Origin of the sequence: Gordonia gummivorans (assembly GCF_022513585.1) — a bacterium.
Lineage (GTDB): Bacteria > Actinomycetota > Actinomycetes > Mycobacteriales > Mycobacteriaceae > Gordonia.
On record NZ_JAKWBF010000047.1, the window covers coordinates 1 to 22448 of the forward strand.

The window sequence follows — 22448 nt, forward strand, 5'->3', positions numbered from 1 at the left end:
GGTGGGCACCGTGTCGAGATCAACCAGCGGGGGGTGGGCACCGTGTCGAGATCCGCCGGATCGAGCCGGTACCGAGCGGAGCGAGGCACCGTGTCGAGATCAACCAGCGGAATCCGTCCGCCGGAAAGCGCGGACTGCCTGGACGGCGCAGGCCGCAGCGCCCGCGAGGATCATCGCGAGCCACAACGCGTGCGCGGTCACCGCTGCGGCGCGCGCGCCGGAAGATGCCTTCGGCGTCTGCGCTCCGTCAATCTGATAGAGACGCAACGTGTCTCCGGTGAACACTGGGTCGAGTCGTGCAACCCGTGCGGGCGGCGAATCACCATCCACGAGCACCCAGCCGACTCCGAGATCGGCGAGCTCCGACGGATCGCCCTCGGTGTCAAGAACTTTCTCGACCTTCACCGCAGCGGCCGACGGCGGGTCGATCTCCTGACCGTCGACGGTGAGTCGTCCGGATTCGACCACCGGCGCGCGCAGCATGCGAGGAGCCGGGGCGAGTGACACCTCATTGGCAAATGCGTACCGGCGCACGGTATTCGACGGCCAGCGGGCAACCGCGCCGGCGTCGGCGGGCACGATCCGCGCGACCGCCGACCACTCCGCCGGGAAGGAGACCGGGCGCACCGCACCGCCGACCCCCCAGGCCAGATCGGGGAGGGGAGCCACCACCAGCAGGATGACTGCAGCAAGCGCAAACCCCGCGGGTACCAGGCGTCGCAGCGCGACGATCACACCTGCGGCGGCAACCGCGAACGCGGGCATCAGGAGCGCCAGGAACTTCTGGCTGTCACGCAGCAGACCCGCGCCCGGCGCAGCGTCGACCACCGCCTCGAGCACAGCGCGACCCGGCCCAAAGCTGCTGAGTACCACAAGGATCACCACAACCAGCGCCAAGACGACCAGCCACCGAAAGACACGGTCTCGCCACACCTGAATAGCCCCGATGGCCACGACCACCAGCAGGCACCCGGTCGCCACCGCCGCCCACCCGACCGTGCGGCTGGTGGGCACCGCGTCGGCGTTCCAGATCCCACCAAGGCCGAGCGCGGTGCCGAGCGGACCGAGCCACGGCTCCGAGCGCAACCCGAACGCGCCGACGCCCGCCGATCCCGTCGTCGTGGCCGCCCCGCCGACCAGCGCCGCCACCAACCACGGTGCGGCACTCCCGATCCAGATGACTACGACCCCCAGCACGGAACGAGATCGGAAACCGTAAGCCACACAAGCAGTCACCAACACAACGGCCGCCAGCACGGACCCGGTCGGCGTCAACCCGGCCACCGCGACGAGACCCGCGAGCTGACACCAGCGCAGCGCGGACGGTGCAGCCACGAGATCACCGACGCCGACGACGATCCACGCGAGCGCTGCATATCCAACCAACAGACCCCAGTGGCCTTGCAGAAGTCGTTCCGCGACAAATGGATTCCAGAGAGCGATCACCGCAGCGGCGACCGCCCCCACACGTCCCGCCTGCGGCAGCAGACGATGGGCGAGCCGTCCGTATCCGACACCGGCAAACACCAGCGCCGACAAGAGAACGGCGACCACGAACCATCCGCCGTCGACCACCCGACTCACGATCGCGACGAGCCAGTCCTGCGGAACCGCGCGAGGCGGCAGGTCGCCGATGCCGAGTGCGGCGTCGGTGGCGTAGGAGCGGGGCGTCGACACCGCGTCGCGGTACAGGAGATGCCGCGGCCCGATCCCGACGAGCGCCCCGAGCAGCGGACCGGCGATCACCGCCGTCAGGCCCGCGCTGACGATGTACAGCACGGGAAGCAGGCGGCCGTTCCTCACGTCGGGCGGCTCAGTAGTGGTAGGTGTCCGACGGCGCGGGCTGGTGCACGGGCTCGTCCTCGTAGTCCGACGCGGTGATGCCGTACGCGCGTGCGAGATCGAGGATCTTGGTGGCCCGGGCGATCCGCGGGAGGTCGGAGCCGTTGCGGATCTCACCACCGTCCCGCTCGAACTCCGCGAAGAACTCTTTGGCCCAACTGATTTCGTCTTGCGACGGCGACAGACCGTCGTTCACGGGCGCGCACTGGTCTGGTGAGAGGCAGATCTTGCCGGTCATGCCGAACTCCGCACTGACTGCAGTGGCCTCGCTCAGCTTGAGGGCACTCGACCCCACCGTCGGGCCGTCGATGGCGCTCGGCAGGTGAGCCGCCTTGGCGGCGATGGTGAATCGTGATCGGGTGTAGGCGAGGGTCGCCGGATCGTCGCCGAAGCCGGTGTCGCGCCGGAAGTCGCCGATGCCGAAGGCCAGCCGGAAAGTTCCCTTGGCCGCGGCGATCTCGCTGATCCTCTCGAGTCCACGTGCGGTCTCCACGAGCGCGACGATGGGGACATCCGGCAGGCGCTTGGCGGTCTCGGTGACGTGGTCGACGGACTCCACCATCGCCAGCATCACCCCACCGAGGGTGGTCTTGGACAACGCCTCGAGATCGTCGGCCCACCAGGGCGTGCCGAACCCGTTGATGCGCACCCATTCGCCGGCACCGGCGGCGGGAGCGTCTTTGGGGCCGAGCCAGCGGACGACGTTGTCGCGGGCGGCAACTTTGTCCTTGGGTGCGACGGCATCCTCGATGTCGAGCACCACGATGTCGGCACGCGACCGTGAGGCCGCCTCGAACTTGCCGTAATGGGCGCCGTTCACCAGCAGCCAGCTGCGGGCCAGCACCGGGTCGATGCGGAACCCGGCGTCTGAAGTATCGGACTCGTAGGTCGTGGTCTCGTCGTACATCCGATTCTCTCGAAAGTAGGAATGCGTGGTCGCGTGCCGCTCCATCGTTCCCGATGCCGTGTGGTCGGTGCAAAGCACCTCCGTGCAGGTGGGCCACACTGGTGGCGTGAAACACCCGGCGTCCGGCTCGCAGCGCGGTTCGACGGTCAATGCCGTCGGTGCCGTGGCGATCGGTTCGATGGTCGCCAACGTGTGCATGTACCTGGTTCACCTGCTCGCCGGTGGCCGGTTCCTCACCACCGACGAGTACGGCGAGTTCGCGGTCCTGCTCTCGGCGATGCTCGTGCTCGGTGTACCCGCGCTCGCGTTGCAGGCGGTCATCGCTCGGGAGGTTGTCCTCGGCCGCTCCGAGCGTCGTCTGCGCACGGTCACCGTGCAGACCACTGCGTTGGTTGTCGTTCTCGCTGCGGTTGCCGTTCCGGTGGTGGCTGCGTTGGCGCGCGCGTCCGTCGCGACCACAGCGGCTGCGCTCAGTGCCGCGCCGCTGCTGGCGCTGATCGCGGCCGGTCAGGGGATGGTGCAGGGTCGACGCGAGTTCCGGGCGTTGGCGTGGCTGCTCGGTGTGGTCGGGATATTGCGTGCGTTGCCGGTGATCGGGGTGCTCGCGCTCGGGGCGGGCCCGGCCGGGGCACTGCTCGCGGGCACGATAGGCGCCGGGGCGTCGGTGGCGGTGGTTTGGCTCGGCGTGTGGATGACCCGCGTCGACCGTCTACATCCACGCAGTGAGCCGACGACATCCCTGGACGCACGCAGTGTGCTGCGCGCCTCCCAGGTGCAGTTGGTGCTGATCGTCGCGTCGTCGATCGATCTGCTGCTGTCGCGTACGGCGCTCGGCGCGGACGAGGCGGGTGTGTACGCGCTCGGGGCCATCGCGACCAAGGTTGCCTTCTGGCTGCCGCAGGCGATCGGCGTCGTCTTCTATCCGCGTCTCGCCGACCCCGCACAGTCGAGCGACTCGCTGCGCCAGGCGGTCACCGTGGTGGCCGGTATCGGAGTTGTCCTCACCGTCGCCGCCGGTCTGGCCGGACCGCTGGTCCCACTCGTCGTCGGCGACGACTATCGCGCTCTCGTACCCATCCTGTGGCTCTTCGCCTACACCGGAGCGGTGTTGTCGGTTCTTCAGGTCACACTGCTGTCGGCGATCGCGCGCGACCACACCCAGGTCGCGCTGCTGACATGGGCGGTCGTCGCCGCCGAAGTGGTCGTGATCGTCACCGTCGTCGGGTCGATCGTCACCTTGGCGGCAACGGCGGCGATTGCCGGGACCGTCGCGGCCACGGCGACCGCCGTCTACGTGCTCAGTTCGCGGTCTTCGACAGCCGCCGTCGAATCCTCTCCGGCAGCCGAGCCGGATTGAGCAACAGCAGCCCGACGATCAGCAGGACCACACCGAGGACACCCGTCGCGATCGGCACCAGCCGTCCCCAGATCACCACCGGGTTGGCCAGGTCCGACGACCGTGCGGTCATCTCGGTGCGGGTCCGCTCGTCGTAGCGGAACGTCGCGCGCAGGTAAGGGAGCGCGAAATCCGTTGGGACACCGGCTGTCCGGCCGTCGAACCGGTACGACTCGTCGATCCTGATGTGTTGGTCGACGATCAGGCCGGTGCGGGTGTCGACCGACAGTTCCCACTCGGAACGGTGGTGCAGCGTCGCGGTGAGTTGACGGGCCGGGTCGCCGCCGACCCCGAACCACGACGCGGGCCGGGTGATGAGGGTCGGCCGGTTGGTGGTGGCCGCGCTCGGCACGGTGTTGAGGTCGGTGTCGGGGACGAGTGCGGTGAATCGTGCGACGTCGTGCCCGGACACCTGGCCGTCGCCGATGTAGCGCAGAGGCACGGTGCGACGCGTGGTGACGTCGAAGAAGGCGTGATCGGAGGTGCTGACGTCGAACGACATCAGGTAGGTGAAGCCGCGTCGATCCGGTGCGGGCACCGGCGCCGACTGGTTGTCGTATTGGATCTCCGAACTGCCGCCCCCGGCCAGATCCGGTAGAGCGCTCTCGCGATTGAGGGTCACCCGATCACGCACCGCCCCGACCGTCGGATCGGTACAGCTGGGCCGATCGCCGGCCGGGGTGCTGCCCGGACGCGGCAGCGCCGGATCGACCTGTTTACCGTCGATCAGCAGATGGTCGGCCTGGATGGAGGTGCCGGCCTGCACCGTGACGCGCCGCCGGTCCGACGGCTGGACCGCCACCACACGCTGCTGACGCACGAGCTCCGCGCCGACGGTGCGCGCGGTCGGGGTGTTCAGCGAGCAGACGTCGAGGATCGTCGCGTCGGGCTCGTTCGCGAGAGTCGGGTCGGTGGTGGTCGCGACGGTGGTGAAGTCGGTGCTCAGCGGGATCAGGCGCAGTTGATCGGGCAGCAGCGTCGGCAGCGCGATCGTCACCGCGACCAGGAATCCCCCGAGGAACAGCAGGGTCGGACCGATCAGATCAGCGGTGGAGAATCGGTGCCGCGACATAGGCGAGAGGGTACGCGGCTACCCTGTCAGGAGCATGACCAGCACCGACACCCACTCCAGTACAGTCGCGCCGCCCGCGCGGCGGTTCTATCCGCAGCTGGAGGGGATGCGCGCGATCGCGGCACTCGGGGTTCTGACCACCCATGTGGCGTTCCAGACCCGCGCGGTGCAGATCCCCGTGCTCGGCCCGGTACTCGGGCGACTCGACCTCGCCGTCGCCCTGTTCTTCGCCCTCTCCGGCTTCCTCCTGTGGCGGCCGTGGGTCGACAGAGCGCACGGTGACAACGGCGGCCATCCGCCGATCCGACGCTATCTGCGTCACCGGTTTGTGCGGATCTGGCCGGCCTACGTCGTCGTGGTGGTCGTCGTGTTGCTCCTGCTGCCCGACGCGCAGGGCGCCGACGCCACGGTCTGGTTGGCGAATCTCACCCTGACCCAGGTGTTTGTGCCGTTGTCGTTGACGGCCGGACTCACGCAGATGTGGAGTCTGTCGGTGGAGGTCGCGTTCTACGCGATCTTGCCGATCATCGGACTCGCGTTGTTGCGCCTGAGAGGACGCCGCCGGGACTGGCGGATTGCGGCCCTGGCAGTGCTCGGGTTGGTCAGTCTCGCCTGGGCCTGGCCCGCGATGGCACTGCCGCTGCCCGCTGGTGTGGAGCCGAAGAACTGGGTCATCGGACACCTGCCGTGGTTCCTCGCCGGACTCGTGCTCGCCGAGGTGGCCGGTGCCATCGAACACGGCCACGCGCCGCGGTGGATCGAACGAGTCGCCTCGATCAGCGCACGACGATGGCTGATGTTCGGCGTCCTCGTGGTGGCCTACGCGCTCGCATGCACACCACTGGCCGGACCGACCGGACTGGGCGTGCTCACCAACCTGCAGTTCGCGACGAAGATGGTGCTCGGAGCGCTGTGCGGATACGCGCTGCTGGCACCGCTCGTGTGTTCGGCAGGTCCGTTCCGCATCCTGACCTCGCCGGTGATGCTCGCCCTGGGACGCTGGTCCTACGGCATCTTCATCTGGCACCTCGCGGTTCTCGCGGTGGTGTTCGGACTGTTCGGCATCGTCCCGTTCAGCGGCGACACGCCGTTGGTCTGGTCCATCACCGTCGTCCTCACGATCGGTGTTGCGGCAGCGAGTTACGCCTTTGTCGAAGAACCGGCCCGACGCTGGTTGCGCAGGCGGGAGAGCGGCGTCTCGTCGTCGGAGAGATCCGGTTCGACGACCGACCACACCGCCGCCCAGGCGGCGAGCAGCACCGCGATCAGCGCAGGCAACTGAACCCACCACGCAAACCCGTTGTAGCCGTTGGGCGAATGCCATGGTCCGGCGGCGAGGCCGACGGTGGCCAGCATCATCGACACGAAACACAGCACGACCTTTGTGCGCGGTCGCAGGACGGCAGCGAGCGAACCCACCCCGATCCCGAACGCCAGACCCCACCAACCCGACAGCAACCACGACATCGACAGTGTCGCAACACCTGCAGACGCCAAGAATCCCGCTCCCTGAGGTGCGAGGAGCGCTAGCGACGAGCCTCGAAGGGCCTGGTGAGACGGCAGTGTCCTCTCACCAGGGCTTCGAGGCTCGCAGGCTCGCACCTCAGCCGGCGGCAGGGGCCAGCACGCCGCGATGAGCAACGCGCCGACCAATATCAGGCCGATGACGAGCGCCCATCGGTACAGCGAATCGAAGCGGTAGGTGAGCTGGACGGTTCCCGAGGCGCCCGCGGGGATCACCCACCCCTGCTGCCAACCGTTGACGACGATCGGGGTCAGCTCGTTGTCCCCCAGGCGGGCCTGCCAACCGGCGTTGGTGCTCTCGGGGATCACCAGTACGCGTTGGTGCGCAACGCCATTCACCGTCACCGACCGGTCGACCGCGGACCAGTCCCGAACCGCAGCCGGTTCGGTCTGTGAAACTCTTGTCGTCGAACCAGACTGCAGAACAACGGAATCCACAGTGAACGCCCCACCAGGATTGACCGACAACTCCTGCTCGCCGGCGCCCAGCGCGATCGGCGCACTCGAGCAGGGTCGCGCCACCACCGGTTCGCCGTTGCGCAATGCGTCGGCGGTGGTCTGCACCGACAGTCCGATGACCTGTCCCGACACCGTCATTCCGATGCCTCGGTCACAGCCGATGTCGATCGCGCGATCCGCCGGCGGCACGGACGTCCGCGAGTTGATCTCGATCTCGGCGATCCCTGGTGGCGCCTGCGTGGCGAAGCCGAGGCTGTTCACCTCGATGAGGTCACGCTGGCGGAGGACGGTGATCGTGATCCGATCGGTGTCGGCCGGGTCGAGGCGGACGACGCCGTCGGCCCCGACGTCCCGGATCTGCGGACCGGTGCCCAGATCGACAGCCACGCGGGTCGGGGCGGACGGATAGCCCTGCGGCGCAACGATTCGCAGGGACTCGACGCGCTGCCGTGCGGGGAGTCCGAGGGTGAGCCGCGGCTCGGTGGAATCCCGATCGGCTTTCGGTGGGCGCTCGCCCTTCTTACGTTCCTTCGCAGGTTCGGGTGCCGTCCACACCGTCGACGGGTCGCCGTCGACGGCCGCGCTCGGTCCGCCGCGCGGGTCGGTGACGGCCGACGGTCCGGTCGCCACGATCTGGCCGGCCGACCACAGGAGCGCGTTGAGTGTGTCGCCGGGGCGGGGGCGTAACACCACCGCGGGGGTGACCGGTGTCGGCTGCGGAACCTGCAGTGCGCGGGTGAAGATGCCCGGGGTCTCGGCGGCGAGTCCCAGTCCGGGGGCGCATCGTGCCACGTCGGCGGCCGGGTCGGCCACGCACGACGCCCGGCCACTCAGCTCCTGGGTCAGCAGCCATTGTGCGACAGTGGTGTTCGGCGCCAGCGGCCGGAGTGTCACCCGGTGTCGGATGGTGATCGGCAATCCGGACCGAAGGTCGCGCACCGACACCTCACCGAGCGCGAACTGGTTGCCGGCCGAGCCGTTCGCGGTTTGCAGCGCCCGGATCTGCACCCACCGGGTCGGTCCGCTGGGGGCCGTCACGGTCACGGGCTCGCCGGGTTTCAGGCCCGACGCGACGGTACTGCCCGCCTCGGTGGCCACCACCACGCTGCTGACGTCGGGACCCAAGGCCTTTGCGGTGGTGATCCTCAGCGTGAGATCGGACTGCGGGCGCGTGAACGACAGACGCATCCACTGTCCGACGGCAGACTGCAATCCCGCACTGACCCAAGCGGTTTGCGGATCTCCGTCGAAGGCTGCGGCCGCCGAGTTCGCCGGAGACGTCTGTCCCGGTTGGGTCGCGTCGGCCGCCGACCCGGACACGCCGACCCGTACCTCACCGGACCGGTTGTCCAACAACCACTCTCCGGAGACGAGCGACTGCCCCTCGACCGGGTAGTCGGGAACCGCGTTGTAGGTCCGACGCGGATCGCCCGCCGAGCGGATCGACGAAGTGTGGTCGTCGACGCGCCCGAAGTCGGTTTCGCGATCGGCTGGTGAATCGGTGACGATCACCGGCGCGTCCGGGAGGCCGGCGCGGCGTGCGTCGGCGGCCAACAGCGAGGGGCCGAGTGGCGGCAGCCCCAGTCGGGTGCGCGCGTCGTCCAGTTGTGCCAACGACTCCGGGCCGCCGGCCACCCGGGCCATGCCGTCGGTGTCGACCAGGATCGGACCTGTGCCAGGGAATCCGGTCGCCGCCACCTCGAAGATCTGGATGGCAGGCATTTTCGGCCTGAGTCCGTTGTCGCGCACCACGTCACGTAGCTCGGGTGCCCCGACGTCGGGTCCGAAGACGGCCACTCGGCGGATCCCGGGGGAACCGGTCAGCGCGTGCTGCGCGAGTAACGGTCGTGCCGAGCGTGACGTGTCCGGTGCGAGATCGGCACGCAACACCACATATCGGATGCCTTGCTGCGCGAGCGTCGGGGCAAGCCCCGGCGAGGCCCGACCATTCGCGATGGCGCGCTGCACCGAATCCATCGCCCGGATCGCCGACGGCGGTGTCAGCGGGATGGCGTCGCGTACGGCCCAGGGAGTGTCGCCGAGTGGTTGCATGGGTTCGTCGCGGGTGAGTCCCCAGAGTTGGTCGGCGAACGGCGCTCCGGGAACGACCAGCGCACGCGCGGGTGCTTGCCGGGCCGAATCCGGTTGGGCTGCATGGGTCGACAACCACGTCGCGGTCTGCTGCCAGTAGCCGGGGATCTCGCGATACGCACCCGCCGGGGCCAGCTGACCCGTCCACATCAGCGAACCCGCACCGATGAGCGCGACCACCACCACCACCGTCGCCGCGACCGGACGCGACCGCTGCGGATGCGCGAAGGCGGACAGCGACTCCCGGACAATCACGGTCCCCGGCAGTGGGACGCGGGCGAGCAGATGGGCCACACCGAGCACGAGGGGAAGGCGCACAAAGGGTTCGAATTTGTGGATGTTGCGCAGCGGTGCGCCCGCGCCGTCGAGGAAGGCGCGAACGTCGTCGGCGATCGGTGAGCCGAGCTGCCCGGCGAACCCGACACACATCAGCACCAGGCCGAGTGCCACGAGCGCGACCATGCGTGACCGGAATGGCATGTGGCGCATGCACAGTCCGGCCAGTCCGGCCGCAGCGAGGGTGCCCGTCGCGAGCACCGCGGCGGGTTGGGTCACCAGCACGGCGCCCGCAACACGTTCCGATGACACGAACGGAGTCCACGAGCTCGTGCCGCGGAGCACCTCGGTGAGCGACGTCCACTGTGTGGTCACGCCGGACGACTCGATGAAGTCCAAGAACGGTGGGCTCACCCTGGACAGGATCAGCAGCGGCACCACCCACCAGGCGCAGGCGAGCAGCAGTCCGACCGCCCACCACAGGCCGAAGCGCAGCATGCGGCGGCCGGGCCGGTGCATCAGCCACCACACCATCGCCACACCGAGCGCCGCCAACGTGGCCACCGCGTTCACCGCACCCATCAACGCCACCGGGACCGCGGACCGCAGCGCCTCCTGCCACACCGGCCGGATGCCCCCACCGCCATCCAGCACTCGCACCATCGGCACCAGCACCCACGGCGCGAGCATCATCGGCAGCGTTTCCGACGAGATCGACCCCAGCGTGGTGAGCACGCGCGGGCTGAGCGCGAAGATGGCGCCGGCGATGATCCGCGATGCGGGTGATCCGACGCGCAGCGCTTCCGCAAGACGCACCACCCCGACGAATCCGATCGTCAGCAGCAGCGCCCACCACAGGCGCTGCGTGATCCAGGGCGGCAGGTGTGCGAACTCCCCGAGAGCGAAGAATGCGCCGTGCGGAAAGAAATAGCCGTAGGCCTGGTTCTGCACCTGCCCCATCGGGGCGTCGGGCGACCACAGGTGAGCCGCCCGGGTCAGGAATCCGATCGGGTTGGCGGTGAGGTCGAGCTTGGTGTCGGCGGCGATCTGTCCGGGCGATTGCAGCAGACAGATCAGGAGTGCGAGGAAACCGGCGATTCCGACGCCCCGGACCGAGAGCCGTCCGGTCGTCCCAGCGATGCGAGACTCAGTTGTTCTCGCCGGCGCCGCCACGTGACCCGTAGTCGACAGAACCCTGCACGAATCCGTTGTTCGGGTTGATGCGGTTGAGGTCGGTCGACGGGCTGGTCTCGGCCGCCAGCAGCCCACCGAGGAACACCGCACCGACGCCGACCACGATGCCCGAGACCGCAGCGACGGCTCCGGCGATGAGGTACCTGGTACGGGAGGAGTTCATGGCGACGAAACTACCATCGCCGCTCGACAGAACTCATCGACGGGCGCGAACCCTGCGCAGCGCGCCCTCCCAGGCGAGTGCCGTCGCCGAACCGATGATCGCGGGTTTGAGCGAGTCCCGGGACAGCAGTGCGGTGGTGCGAGCCACCGTCGACGCCGATGCCTTGCTGCGATGGCCCGAGTCGTAGGGCGGCTGCGGGTCGTACTCGATGAACAGCTGGATCGCTCGCGCTCGGTTGTCGCCGGCCACCTTACCGACCAGCCACAAGGCCAAGTCGATGCCCGCGGACACACCGGCAGCGGTGACGATGGAACTGTCGTCGTCGGCGCGGACGATGCGCTCATCGGAGACCGCGGTGACGCCATAGAGCGACAGGCCGGCCAGCGACGACCAGTGGGTGGTCGCGCGTTTGCCCTCGAGCAGGCCGGCCGCGGCCAACACGATCGATCCGGTACACACCGACGTCGTCCACGTCGCGGTCGTGTGCGCCTCACGAAGCCATCTCAGCAGGCGCTCGTCCCGTGCGGCCTGTGCAAACCCTGGTCCGCCGGGCACCAGCACGATGTCGGGGTGCGGCGTCTCGGACAACGAATGCGTCGCGCCGACCACCAGAACCCCCGAGTCGGCCGTGATCGGACCCGGTTCGTGCCACACGAACCGGACCTCCGCGTCGGGCAGGCCGCGCAGCACCTCGTACGGTCCGACGAAATCCAGTGCGGTGAACTGCGGATAGACGACGATGGCGATCTGGGTCATGGGGCAACTCCTGCTCGGTTGTCGGCGGATGCGGTGCGGGACGTGCGTCGGTACTGGTCGGGTGGGATACCCAGGCGTCGGACGAACACCCGTCGCATCGTTTCCGCCGATCCGAATCCGCTGCGCGCGGCGACCGCACTGGTCGTGTCGTCGGACTCCTCGAGATGACGGCGCGCGGTGTCGGTGCGGATGCGCTCGACGTAGGCGCCCGGTGACTCGCCCACCTCGTCGGTGAACACCCGGGTGAAGTGGCGAGGACTCATGGCCGCGCGGGTCGCGAGGTCGGCGATGCGGTGCGGGGCTCCCGGATCGTGTTCGATCGCTTCCTGGACGTCGCGGATGGGCCGACGCTTGGCCCGGGGCATCCAGATCGGTGGGGCGAACTGCGACTGACCGCCGGGCCTGCGAAGGTGCAGCACGAGGTGCCGGGCAACGATCTGGGCGATCTCGGTGCCGTGGTCGTCCTCGACGAGGGCGAGCGCGAGGTCGATCCCCGCGGTGACGCCGGCCGCGGTCCACACCCGATCCGAACTGCGGATGAAGATCGGATCCGCGTCGACGTTGATGGCGGGGTACTCGTCGGCGAGGAATTGGGCCGCCGACCAGTGCGTGGTTGCCCGCACGCCGTCGAGCAGGCCGCACTCGGCGGCGAAGAACGCACCCGTGCAGATGGTGATCACCCGTCGCGCGCCCTCGGCGGCCCCGCGCAGCCAATCGGCCGTCTCGGCACGGCGTCGGGCGTCGAAGACCCCCATGCCGCCGGGTAACACCAGCGTGTCGATCGGAGCGCCGGCGTCCGGCAACGGATGGGCGACGAACTCGAGTCCCAACCCGCTCGACACCGGCTGCCCGCCCTCCGACACGAGGGTCACCGTGTATCCCTCGTCGGGGTATCCCTGACCGTGCAGCGCCACCGACGCGGTGGTGAAGACGTCGACCGGCCCGGTGATGTCGAGGGGCTGCACGCCGTCGAAGCCGAACACCACCACGGATCGGGTCATACGTACATGATTTCGGACGGATCGTCGTGGCGTCTAGGCCATGGACCCCACAGATCAGGACATCGCACCCTTCCGGCCGCCGATCTCAGGATGAGACACCCCTGCCCGGGCGCCACGGTTAGCGTCGGCCAAGGGGACTCGAACGGAGGCGGCAATGAAGGCGCTGGTGTACCACGGACCCGGGAAGAAGAGCTGGGAGACGGTGCCCGATCCCGTGCTCGACGCTCCGACCGACGCGATCGTGCGGGTCCAGACCACTACGATCTGCGGAACCGATTTGCACATCCTCAAAGGTGACGTGCCCGCGGTGACCGACGGTCGCATCCTCGGTTACGAGGGCGTCGGCGTGGTCACCGAGGTCGGCGAGGGGTGCGAGAAGGTGAAGGTCGGCGACCGGGTGATCATCTCGTGCATCACCAAGTGCGGTACCTGCGACTACTGCAAGGCCGGGCTGACGTCGCACTGCCAGACCGTCGGCGGCATCGGGTGGATCTTCGGACACCTCATCGACGGCACCCAGGCCGAATACGTGCGCGTCCCGTTCGCCGACAACGGACTCATCCCGCTGCCCGACGGTGTGACGCCGGAGCAGGGTGCGATGCTCAGCGACATCCTGCCCACCGGCTACGAGATCGGTGTGCTCAGTGGCGCGGTCAAGGAGGGGGACACGGTCGCGATCGTTGGCGTCGGACCGGTCGGATTGGCCGCGGTCATGACCGCCAAGGCGGTCGGAGCGTCGAAGGTGATCGCGGTCGACGGCAACAAGTTCCGGCTCGAACAGGCCCGCGAGTTCGGGGCCACCGACACCATCGATGTCGGCGCAGGCGGCGACGTCGTCGAGCAACTGAAGGGCTTGAGCCGAGACGGCCTCGGGGTCGACGTCGCGATCGAGGCCGTCGGATTGCCGGGGACGTTCCTCACGGCACTCGGGAGTGTGCGGCCCGGTGGACATGTCGCGAACGTCGGCGTGCACGGTGAGGGCGTCGAGTTCCCGATCGAACGTGACTGGATCAACAACCTGACCATCACCACCGGGCTCGTCAACGCGACGACCGCGCCGGAACTGCTCGATCAGACCCGCGACGGGACGATCGCGCCGGAACGCTTCGTCACCCATCGGTTCGGCTTCGACCAGTTCGACGAGGCGTACGACACGTTCGCGAATGCGGCCGACGAACACGCGCTGAAAGTGATCATCAGCGCTGTGTGATCACCCGGTGTGGTGTCCTACAGCGTGACCGGCGGTTGCTTCTCGCACTTGGCGGGCACGATGAACACCGGCCGGGAGCAGTGTTTGAGGACGCGCTCGGCGACGCTGGAGCGCAGCAGCGCCTTCAGACCCGATGCGCCTCGGGTGCCGGTGACCAGCAGGTCGACGTCGAGCGCGTCAGCCGCCGCAACCAGCGCACCCCACACCGTCGACTCGACCTCGACGAGCGAACCCCGCGCGGTGAGACCGCACTGGGTGGCGAGTTCCACCCCGCGGGCGTTGATGCTCTCCGCTTCGGACTGGAGTGCTTGGTCGACGCCGGTGTCGAGCTGGGTGTCGATGAACGGTTGCATGCCACCGGACAGGGTCGAGAGGCGAGCGGGTGACATGCTGCCCGGCTGCCAGGCGGTGACGACATATGCGGTGTCGGCGCGCAGGAAGGTTCCGGCGTACCGGATGGCGCGGTCGGCGTTGGGCGACCCGTCGTAGGCGATCATCAGAACCTGGTGAGTTCGAGATCCGTTGGCCTCGGCGGGCACTGTGCCAGGGTCCGTCTGACCGCCACCGGGGGCTGGCTCGGACCTGTTCGGAATGGACCCCACGTCCATTCGTCCAGGTTACATGCCAGACTCGAGCCATGGGTTCAACTCGCCGCCGCCGCGCGATCCCTCGTTTCCTCGCCCACGGGCTCCTCGTCCTGACGTGCGTCGCCGTTGCGGCGTGCGCCACCGACACCCCTCCCGGGGCTGGCAGTACCACGACGTCGGCGTACGCGATGACGTCCTCCTCGTCCTCGTCGGCCGTGGTGCCCGTTCGCCTTCCCCCGGTAACCGGTTGTGGCGCAGACAAATTGAACTCGATGACGGTGCGCCAGAAGCTGGCGCAGCTGATCACGGTCGGGGTCACCGGTACCGCGGACGCACAGTCGATCGTGAATTCCGAACAGATCGGCGGCATCTTCGTCGGCAGCTGGACCGACAAATCGATCCTCCAAAGTGGCGCGGCCGCCCGGATCTCGCGTACCGCCAAGATCCCGCTGATGGTGACCGTCGACCAAGAGGGGGGTCGGGTGTCGCGGCTGTCGTCGCTGGGCATCGACGGGGTGTCGGCGCGCGAGCTGGCCAAGAAGACCCCCGCGCAGGTGAAGGCCATCGCGACCGAGGTCGGACGCAAACTCAGGAACCTCGGGGTCACCGTCGACTTCGCACCCGTCGTCGACGTCAGCGACGAGTCCGACAACGAGGTGATCGGCGACCGCTCGTTCAGCAACAACCCGGCCACCGTGACGAAGTATGCGGGCGCCTACGCGGCCGGTCTGCAGGCGGCCGGGATCACGCCCGTCTACAAGCATTTCCCTGGTCACGGGCACGGCTCGGGCGACTCACATCTCGGTGTGGTCCGGACCCCGCCGCTGTCGCAACTGCAGACCAGCGACCTCGTCCCCTACCGCACGCTGCTGCAGAATCCGGGCGATGCCGCGGTCATGGTCGGGCACCTGATCGTGCCGGGGCTGACCAACGGGCTGCCGGCGAGCATCAGCCGGCCGGCGATCCAGATGCTGCGCACCGGCGTCGGCTACAACGGCCCACGGTTCAACGGCGTGATCTTCTCCGACGACCTGTCCGGGATGGCCGCCATCAGTGCGCAGTACCCGATCGAGCAGGCGGTCGAGAAGTTCATCCTCGCCGGCGGCGACGTCGCGCTGTGGCTGTCGACCGACCGCGTCGGGTCGGTTCTGGATACCCTGGAGCGTGCAGTGCGGGCCGGTCGTCTGGCTCCTCCCCGGCTCAACGCAAAGGTGCTGCGCATCTTCCGGGCCAAGGGCGTCGTCAACTGCTGAATCCGCCAATAACTTACTCTCCGGTAAGTTATTCGGTATTGTCGGATAGCGTCAGCAGTGGTCGGGGCGCGTTGCGCAGGAGGTGGTCATGTCGGGCGGAACCAAGCGACTTCCCCGGGCGGTACGTGAGCAGCAGATGCTGGATGCTGCGGTGAAGGTGTTTGCGCAGAACGGATTCCGCGAGACCTCGATGGACGCCATCGCGTCCGAGGCGCAGATCAGCAAGCCGATGCTGTACCTGTATTACGGCTCCAAAGAAGAGCTGTTCAGCGCGTGCATCGCCCGCGAGTCGGGACTGTTCATCGACGCCATGAGTGTCGGCTTCGACCCGAATCTGTCGCAGCGCGAACAGGCCCGGACGGTGATCAAGGAGTTCCTGCGGTTCGTGCACGAGCACCGGCAGTCCTGGCGGGTGCTCTATCGTGTCGCGATCGGCACGGCGAGCTTCGCCCAGATCGTCAGCGACAGCCGCCAGCGGGTCACCGAGATGGTCACCCAACTCATCAAGGCCGGCACCACCGTCGAGGGTGCGAGCGACATCGATTTCGAACTCACCGCGGTCGCCCTCGTCGGCGCCTCGGAGGCGGTTGCCGACCGGATCACCGAGGGCGACGTCGACCTCGACACCGCCACCGACCTCCTCGTCGGCATCGTCTGGCGCGGCCTGAAGGGCATCGGCACCGACCGTTCGGCGTGAGGGCTCCCTGAGCCCCCCGCGGAGCCGCCCACCCGCTCCCTGAGGTGCGAGCGGAGCGAGCCTCGAAGGGCTGGTGAGACGGCAATGTCATCTCGCCAGCGGCTTCGAGGCTCGCAGGCTCGCACAGCCAGCGGTGGGGGCTTCCAGCTCAGCTCCCCCGCGTCGTTGCCGTCAGGTGCGGAAAACCCTTGCGCCGGTCGCGAATCGAGATGTCGAAATTCCCGGTAACAATTGGCCCGCTCGCTCCGCTCCCGGCGCCGGGACCGTCGATGCGCCGCGTGTAGAGATTCACCTTGGCGGGCAACAGGATCGGCTTTCCGAACCGGACGTCGTAGGTGACCTCGCCGGGCAACTGTGCTTCGACGTTCGCGATTGCCGCTGCGGCACTCCACATTCCGTGGGCGATCGCCTTCGGGAAGCCGAATGCCTTGGCGGGCAGGTTGCCCATGTGGATCGGGTTGCGGTCGCCCGACGCCGCGGCGTATTCGCGGATGCGTCCGAGGTCCACCGCCAGGATCGAGTCCGGCGGCGGTGGCGTCGCGGCCTTCGGCTCCGGCCCGCGCGGTTGATCCGACAAGCTGGTCCGCTGCTGCTTGAGGAACGTCGCTGTCTGCGTCGTGACCGGCTCGGTGCCTACGCTGATCTCACTGATGACGTCGACCAGCAGGCCCTTTCGGTGTTCGCGGAGGTTTTCGGCGTGCGTGACGATCGTCAGCGGCTCATCGACGCCGATCGGCCGACGACGCTCGATGGTGTTCGTCATGTGCACCGAACCGACTGCACCGAAAGGGAATTCGGCCGAGGTCATGAGCTTCATGACGAGCGGGAACTGCAGCACGAAGGGGTAGGTCAACGGCAGGGTCGAGGAGAACCGCTGCCCGGTGGCCCGGCAATACGCTTGCAGCGCATCGGGATCGACGCGGACGTCGGCGAGCCGATAGTGCGTGTCGGGGACCGATGCGTCGGGGGCGACCTTGGCCGGCTTGCCGATCACCGGCAGCAGTCCGGTGATGGCCTTGCCGTAGACCTCGCCGGTGCTCGGGGATTGCGAGAGTGTGATGGTCTTCGACATCAGGCACCCAGGAATCCCTGGCCGCACACGCGGACGACGTTGCCGGTCACCGCATTCGACGCCGGGTTGGCGAAGTAGGCGACGGTCTCGGCGACGTCGACGGTCTGCCCGCCCTGCTGCAGCGAGCTCATCAGACGGCCGGCCTCGCGGGTGGCCAGCGGGATGGCGGCGGTCATCTTGGTCTCGATGAAGCCGGGAGCCACCGCGTTGATGGTGATGCCCTTCTCGGCCAGCAGCGGAGCGTAGGCGTCGACCAGCCCGATGACACCGGCCTTGGACGCGCCGTAGTTGGTCTGTCCGCGGTTGCCCGCGATGCCGGCGATCGACGAGACGTCGACCACGGCGCCACCGGCACGGATGGCGTCCTTCTCGACGAGGGCGCTGACGAGTTGCTGCGGGGCGATCAGGTTCACCGAGATCACCGCGTTCCAACGGTCGGCGTCCATGTTGGCGAGCAGCTTGTCGCGGGTGATGCCGGCGTTGTTGACGATGATGTCGATGCCGCCGTGACGCTCCAGCGCATGCTCGGCCAGCTTCGCGCCGGCGTCGGGGGCGCTTACGTCGAGCGGGAAGGAGGTCCCGCCGACCTTGTTGGCGGTGTCGGCGAGTGCCTCACCGGCGGCCGGGATATCAGCGCAGATGACGTGCGCGCCGTCGCGCGAGAGAACCTCGGCGATGGTTGCGCCGATGCCGCGGGCCGCGCCGGTCACCACGGCGACCTTGCCCTCGAGCGGCCTGTCCCAGTCGGGGGCGACGGCGTCGCCGGCACCCACCCGGATCACCTGTGCGTCGACGAACGCCGACTTGGCCGACAGGACGAACCGCAGCGTCGACTCCAGGCCGGTGAGACCGGTCTTGGCGTCGGGGGAGACGTAGACGAGCTGGACGGTCGAACCTTTTAGGAGTTCCTTGCCCAGCGAGCGGGTGAAGCCTTCGAGCGCGCGCTGTGCGACCCGCTCGTCGGGGCTGGTGACGAGTTCCGGGGTGGTGCCGATGACGACGAACCGTGCGCACGGCGCGGTCGAGCGCATGAGGGGCTGGAAGAACTCGTACAGCTGGCGCAGATCGGCGGGGGAGGTGATGCCGGTCGCGTCGAAGACCAGGCCGCCGTACTTGTCGGCACTACGGCCGGTGGTGGCGTTCTGGATCAGCGTGTAGTCCGGTGTGGTGAGCATCTCGCGCAGCGGTTCGACGAGCCGGCCGGCACCGCCGAGGATCACCGGTCCGGCCAGTGCGGGCTCCGATGCCTTGAACCGGCGCAGCGCCGGCGGAACCGGCAGACCAGCCTGTTTGGCGATGAAGGCACCCGGTCCGGAGTGGACGAAGCTCGAATACAGGCCAGTGTTTCCGTTGGCGGCCACGTGAATCTCCTCTGATTTGGCTCGGCGGCGCGGGACGCTGCGGTGCAGCATGGGGTGTTGCGACGAGCGCGCTCGGGTGAGCGGCGTTCGACAACGAACTTACTCAAGAGTAAGAATACGCTATAGATACCAAACACCACCCTGGGAGTTCGAAGTGGCTTACACACCCAAGACCCGTTCGCAGCGGCCGGTTGCGATCCTCGGCGGCAACCGCATCCCGTTCGCCCGGCAGGACAAGGCATACGCCAAGGTCAGCAATCAGGAGATGTTCACCGCAGCTCTCGACGGCCTGGTCAGCCGGTTCAACCTGCAGGGCGAGCAGCTCGGCATGGTCGCGGGCGGTGCGGTGCTCAAGCACGCGCGTGATTTCAATCTCATCCGCGAGTCGGTGCTCGGTTCGGCACTCTCGCCCTACACGCCTGCCTTCGACATCCAGCAGGCGTGCGGCACCGGCCTGCAGGCGATCACCACGGTGGCCGACGGCATCGCCCGCGGCCGCTACGAGGTCGCCGTCGGCGGTGGCGTCGACACCACGTCGGACGCCCCGATCGCGGTCGGCGAGGGACTGCGGCGTCAGCTGCTCGAGGTCAACCGCGCCCGCAGCACCACCGACCAGTTGCTCGCTGCGCTGAAGCTGCTGCCGAAACTCGGCATCGAGATCCCGCAGAACGGCGAACCCCGCACCGGCATGTCGATGGGCGAGCACGCCGCGATCACCGCCAAGGAGTTCGGCATCAAGCGCGCCGACCAGGACGCGCTGGCCGCCGCGAGCCACCAGAAGATGGCCGCCGCCTACGACGCCGGGTTCTTCGACGACCTGATCACCCCGTTCGGTGGACTGATCCGCGACCAGAACCTGCGTGGCGACTCCTCAGTGGAGAAGCTCGCCAAGCTCAAGCCGGTGTTCGGCGTCTCGCTCGGCGACGCGACCATGACGGCGGGCAACTCGACCCCGCTGACCGACGGCGCGTCGACCGTCCTGCTGGCCAGCGACGAGTGGGCCGACGCGAAGGGGCTGGGCGTTCTCGCCTACTTCGTCGACTCCGAGACCGCGGCCGTCGACTACGTGAACGGACCCGACGGGCTGCTGATGGCCCCGACCTACGCCGTCCCGCGCCTGCTCGAGCGCAACGGACTGACGCTGCAGGACTTCGACTTCTACGAGATCCACGAGGCCTTCGCGTCCGTCGTGCTCGCGACCCTGCAGGCATGGGAGTCCGAGGAGTACTGCAAGGAGCGTCTGGGCCTCGACAACGCGCTCGGGTCAATCGACCGCACCAAGCTGAACGTGAACGGCTCGTCGCTGGCCGCGGGCCACCCGTTCGCCGCGACCGGCGGACGCATCGTGGCCCAGGCCGCCAAGCAGATCAAGGAGAACGGTGGCGGACGCGCCCTCATCTCGATCTGTGCGGCCGGCGGGCAGGGTGTCACGGCGATCATCGAGGGTTAGAGAACCTTCGATCCCGATTTTGGACACTTCATTGGGGACTGTCGAGACTTCTGACACGAAGTCGTCTCAAATGGCCCGAGATGGAAGGGGAAATTCGTCACAATCTCGGGAAATGTGCCCACAGGGGATGTAACGAAACGAAAAGTAGCGTAGACATACCGGTAGCTCCGGCTGAGCTGTCAGACCCCCGACCCGACAGCTCGGCCGGAGCGCCTGCTTTCTCGGGGGTGAAGCGCAGGCGGTCGGGACTCTTCACTGTCGTCGCCGCCCACTGTGGTCCGCACGACAGTTCATCTCCGCTTGTCGGAAATTATGGTTGGAGTCGTGACTACAGGCGCTCGGAGAACACGCATGGCCACTCGTGTGGCTGTCGGCGTCGTCGCCGTGCTGTGCCTGGTTCTCGCCACCGACGTCGTCCTCACCCGGTCTGCCTCGGCCCGTGGCGCGACGATCGCCGGCATCGAGGTCGGCAACCAGGGCGGCAAGGAACTCGAACCGGCGCTGGCCGAGCTCGCGCGTCGGGCCGGACAACCGGTGATCATCGCCACGGACTCGGGGTCCGTGGAATTCACCGCCACCGAGCTCGGCCTCACCTTTGATGTCGACGCCACCCGCGACCGTCTGCTGACCCCGCTGCGCAACCCCGTCGTGCGCCTTCTCGGGATCGTCGGTCGGGGCCCGGAGGTCGCGCCGGTCGTCCGACTCGACCGCAAGACGTTCGACGCCGCGCTCGACGCCGAGCGTAGGGTCCTCGAGCGCGCCGCCATCGAGGGCGGGGTGCACTACGCGGGTGCCGAGCCCCGACCCGACCGGCCCACCGCGGGCCTGCGGATCGCGCGTGACCGGGCGGCCGACGTACTGATGAGTCGCTGGCTGGACGGAGCACCGGTCCACCTGCCGATGGAGCCGTTCTCGCCCTCGGTCACTTCCGAGGTGGTTGACGCGACCGTCGCCGGAGTCGCGAAACGTGCGACCGCCGGCGAACTGACGGTGACCGGGCGCCGTGACGTGAAGGTCGAGGTGTCGCCGGAGCAACTCGGTTCGATCCTCACGTTTGTCGCCGACGGCCGTGGCGGGTTGGTGCCGCGCGTCGACCCGGGTGTGGCGAAAGGTCTGCTGAACGGCGACCTGGCCCGCTCGCAGAGCATCGCGAAGAATGCGTCGTTCCGGGTCACCGGTGGCGCACCACGGGTGGTCCCGTCGGTCGACGGCGCACGGATCAACTGGACCAAGACCGCCGACGCCATTGCCGCACAAGCGGTGTCGGCTGACGGCGCCCGCACGGTGGCAGCGGTCTACGACGTGGTGCCACCACGCCTCACCACTGCCGGAGCGCGACGCCTCGGGGTGAAGGAGGTGGTGAGCGAATACACCACCGGAGACTTCAGCAGTGCGTCGGGCGAGAACATCCGTCTCGTCGCGGCCGAGGTCGACGGTGCAGTGGTCCTGCCCGGAAAGGTGTTCTCGCTCAACACCTATACGGGTCCGCGAGGCTCTGCCCAGGGCTATGTGACGTCGACGATCATCGACCACGGACGCGCCGCGAAGGCAGTCGGCGGCGGCATCTCGCAGTTCGCGACGACGCTCTACAACGCGGCGTACTTCGCCGGACTCGAGGACGTCGACCACACCGAGCACGCCTACTACATCTCGCGCTATCCGGAGGCGCGGGAGGCGACGGTGTTCGAGGGCGCCATCGACCTGCAGTTCCGCAACAACACCCGACACGGCATCTACATCGAGACGAGTTGGTCGTCCTCGTCGGTGACCGTGCGCATGTGGTCGACAACCACGGTCAAGGTGGAATCGATCACCGGTGAACGCACCGCAATCACTGCGCCCGAACGTGTTTCGGTCCCCAAGGGCGACGACTGCATCGCCAGCAGCGGCAGCAAGGGGTTCACCACGTCGAACACCCGGATCATCCGCGACGCCCGCACCGGCGCCGAGATCTCGCGCCACACCCGCACTGTCCGCTACGCCCCGGAGCCCATCGTCAAGTGCGTGTGAACGGTCGGACCGCCGCGCCCCACGCTGGGTGATGTCGACACGGTGATTTCCTCGCTGGTTGATCTCGACACGGTGCCTCGCTCCGCTCGGTACCGGCTCGATCCGGCGGATCTCGACACGGTGCCCA

16 protein-coding genes and 1 pseudogene are annotated in these 22448 nt (G+C 68.2%); 7 read left to right on the top strand and 10 right to left on the bottom strand.

What is annotated here, in order from left to right:
* Positions 1-99: 99 nt before the first annotated feature.
* Both MKW15_RS23090 and MKW15_RS23095 read right to left on the bottom strand, forming a co-directional pair.
* Positions 100-1803, bottom strand: coding sequence for a hypothetical protein (locus tag MKW15_RS23090; protein WP_240862536.1), 1704 nt, complete (start codon positions 1801-1803; stop codon positions 100-102).
* 10 nt (positions 1804-1813) lie between these two features.
* Complete coding sequence (locus MKW15_RS23095) at positions 1814-2749, bottom strand: HpcH/HpaI aldolase/citrate lyase family protein (protein WP_240862538.1); 936 nt, start codon at positions 2747-2749, stop codon at positions 1814-1816.
* 178 nt (positions 2750-2927) lie between these two features.
* Between MKW15_RS23095 and MKW15_RS23100 the strand changes: the two genes are divergently transcribed.
* Entirely contained in the window at positions 2928-4106 is a 1179-nt protein-coding gene (locus tag MKW15_RS23100) for a lipopolysaccharide biosynthesis protein (protein WP_240862565.1), read from the top strand.
* Here the strand turns inward: MKW15_RS23100 and MKW15_RS23105 are convergent.
* Positions 4048-5217, bottom strand: a complete 1170-nt coding sequence (locus tag MKW15_RS23105) for a PorA family protein (RefSeq protein ID WP_240862540.1) — start codon at positions 5215-5217, stop codon at positions 4048-4050. The two genes, MKW15_RS23100 and MKW15_RS23105, sit on opposite strands and share 59 nt — an antisense overlap.
* Positions 5218-5251: 34 nt before the next feature.
* Between MKW15_RS23105 and MKW15_RS23110 the strand changes: the two genes are divergently transcribed.
* The gene (locus tag MKW15_RS23110; protein WP_240862543.1) at positions 5252-6499 is read left to right on the top strand and encodes an acyltransferase family protein; all 1248 of its coding nucleotides are present in this window, start codon (positions 5252-5254) and stop codon (positions 6497-6499) included.
* Between the two features lie 890 nt (positions 6500-7389).
* On the opposite strand, the pseudogene MKW15_RS24735 reads toward MKW15_RS23110, so the two are convergent.
* The 4 genes and pseudogenes from MKW15_RS24735 to MKW15_RS23130 form a co-directional block, all read right to left on the bottom strand.
* Positions 7390-10740, bottom strand: a pseudogene (locus tag MKW15_RS24735) (DUF3367 domain-containing protein); the annotation flags it as partial.
* Entirely contained in the window at positions 10715-10924 is a 210-nt protein-coding gene (locus tag MKW15_RS23120) for a DUF2613 domain-containing protein (protein WP_240862545.1), read from the bottom strand. The gene MKW15_RS23120 and the pseudogene MKW15_RS24735, both read right to left, overlap by 26 nt.
* A gap of 33 nt (positions 10925-10957) precedes the next feature.
* Positions 10958-11680, bottom strand: a complete 723-nt coding sequence (locus MKW15_RS23125; RefSeq protein ID WP_240862547.1) for a DJ-1/PfpI family protein — start codon at positions 11678-11680, stop codon at positions 10958-10960.
* Positions 11677-12681 (bottom strand): GlxA family transcriptional regulator, encoded by a 1005-nt coding sequence (locus MKW15_RS23130; protein ID WP_240862549.1) that lies wholly within the window; start codon positions 12679-12681, stop codon positions 11677-11679. The genes MKW15_RS23125 and MKW15_RS23130 overlap by 4 nt, the downstream gene beginning before the upstream one ends.
* A gap of 154 nt (positions 12682-12835) precedes the next feature.
* Between MKW15_RS23130 and MKW15_RS23135 the strand changes: the two genes are divergently transcribed.
* Positions 12836-13891, top strand: a complete 1056-nt coding sequence (locus MKW15_RS23135; protein WP_240862551.1) for a zinc-dependent alcohol dehydrogenase family protein — start codon at positions 12836-12838, stop codon at positions 13889-13891.
* Between the two features lie 17 nt (positions 13892-13908).
* Here MKW15_RS23135 and MKW15_RS23140 read toward each other — a convergent pair whose 3' ends face one another.
* On the bottom strand, positions 13909-14499 hold the full coding sequence (locus MKW15_RS23140) for a universal stress protein (RefSeq protein ID WP_374248062.1): 591 nt from the start codon (positions 14497-14499) through the stop codon (positions 13909-13911).
* A 29-nt stretch (positions 14500-14528) separates the two neighbouring features.
* On the opposite strand from MKW15_RS23140, the gene MKW15_RS23145 reads away from it, so the two are divergent.
* Complete coding sequence (locus MKW15_RS23145) at positions 14529-15731, top strand: glycoside hydrolase family 3 N-terminal domain-containing protein (RefSeq protein ID WP_240862553.1); 1203 nt, start codon at positions 14529-14531, stop codon at positions 15729-15731.
* Between the two features lie 88 nt (positions 15732-15819).
* Positions 15820-16428 (top strand): TetR/AcrR family transcriptional regulator, encoded by a 609-nt coding sequence (locus MKW15_RS23150; protein ID WP_240862555.1) that lies wholly within the window; start codon positions 15820-15822, stop codon positions 16426-16428.
* 148 nt (positions 16429-16576) lie between these two features.
* Here the strand turns inward: MKW15_RS23150 and MKW15_RS23155 are convergent, their stop codons facing one another.
* Positions 16577-17500 carry a MaoC family dehydratase gene (locus tag MKW15_RS23155; protein WP_240862557.1) on the bottom strand — a complete coding sequence of 308 codons (924 nt, stop codon included), beginning with the start codon at positions 17498-17500 and terminating at the stop codon, positions 16577-16579.
* Positions 17500-18861, bottom strand: a complete 1362-nt coding sequence (locus MKW15_RS23160) for a 3-oxoacyl-ACP reductase (RefSeq protein WP_240862559.1) — start codon at positions 18859-18861, stop codon at positions 17500-17502. The genes MKW15_RS23155 and MKW15_RS23160 overlap by 1 nt, the downstream gene beginning before the upstream one ends.
* A gap of 154 nt (positions 18862-19015) precedes the next feature.
* On the opposite strand from MKW15_RS23160, the gene MKW15_RS23165 reads away from it, so the two are divergent.
* Positions 19016-20311 carry an acetyl-CoA C-acetyltransferase gene (locus tag MKW15_RS23165; protein ID WP_240862560.1) on the top strand — a complete coding sequence of 432 codons (1296 nt, stop codon included), beginning with the start codon at positions 19016-19018 and terminating at the stop codon, positions 20309-20311.
* 351 nt (positions 20312-20662) lie between these two features.
* Positions 20663-22321 (top strand): VanW family protein, encoded by a 1659-nt coding sequence (locus tag MKW15_RS23170; RefSeq protein WP_240862563.1) that lies wholly within the window; start codon positions 20663-20665, stop codon positions 22319-22321.
* Positions 22322-22448 lie beyond the last annotated feature (127 nt).

Coding starts and splice junctions, on each gene's coding strand:
- MKW15_RS23095 (WP_240862538.1), bottom strand. CDS start 2,749: ATGTACGACGAGACCACGACCTACGAGTCCGATACTTCAGACGCCGGG.
- MKW15_RS23100 (WP_240862565.1), top strand. CDS start 2,928: ATGGTCGCCAACGTGTGCATGTACCTGGTTCACCTGCTCGCCGGTGGC.
- MKW15_RS23105 (WP_240862540.1), bottom strand. CDS start 5,217: ATGTCGCGGCACCGATTCTCCACCGCTGATCTGATCGGTCCGACCCTG.
- MKW15_RS23110 (WP_240862543.1), top strand. CDS start 5,252: ATGACCAGCACCGACACCCACTCCAGTACAGTCGCGCCGCCCGCGCGG.
- MKW15_RS23120 (WP_240862545.1), bottom strand. CDS start 10,924: ATGAACTCCTCCCGTACCAGGTACCTCATCGCCGGAGCCGTCGCTGCG.
- MKW15_RS23125 (WP_240862547.1), bottom strand. CDS start 11,680: ATGACCCAGATCGCCATCGTCGTCTATCCGCAGTTCACCGCACTGGAT.
- MKW15_RS23130 (WP_240862549.1), bottom strand. CDS start 12,681: ATGACCCGATCCGTGGTGGTGTTCGGCTTCGACGGCGTGCAGCCCCTC.
- MKW15_RS23135 (WP_240862551.1), top strand. CDS start 12,836: ATGAAGGCGCTGGTGTACCACGGACCCGGGAAGAAGAGCTGGGAGACG.
- MKW15_RS23140 (WP_374248062.1), bottom strand. CDS start 14,499: ATGGACGTGGGGTCCATTCCGAACAGGTCCGAGCCAGCCCCCGGTGGC.
- MKW15_RS23145 (WP_240862553.1), top strand. CDS start 14,529: ATGGGTTCAACTCGCCGCCGCCGCGCGATCCCTCGTTTCCTCGCCCAC.
- MKW15_RS23150 (WP_240862555.1), top strand. CDS start 15,820: ATGTCGGGCGGAACCAAGCGACTTCCCCGGGCGGTACGTGAGCAGCAG.
- MKW15_RS23155 (WP_240862557.1), bottom strand. CDS start 17,500: ATGTCGAAGACCATCACACTCTCGCAATCCCCGAGCACCGGCGAGGTC.
- MKW15_RS23170 (WP_240862563.1), top strand. CDS start 20,663: ATGGCCACTCGTGTGGCTGTCGGCGTCGTCGCCGTGCTGTGCCTGGTT.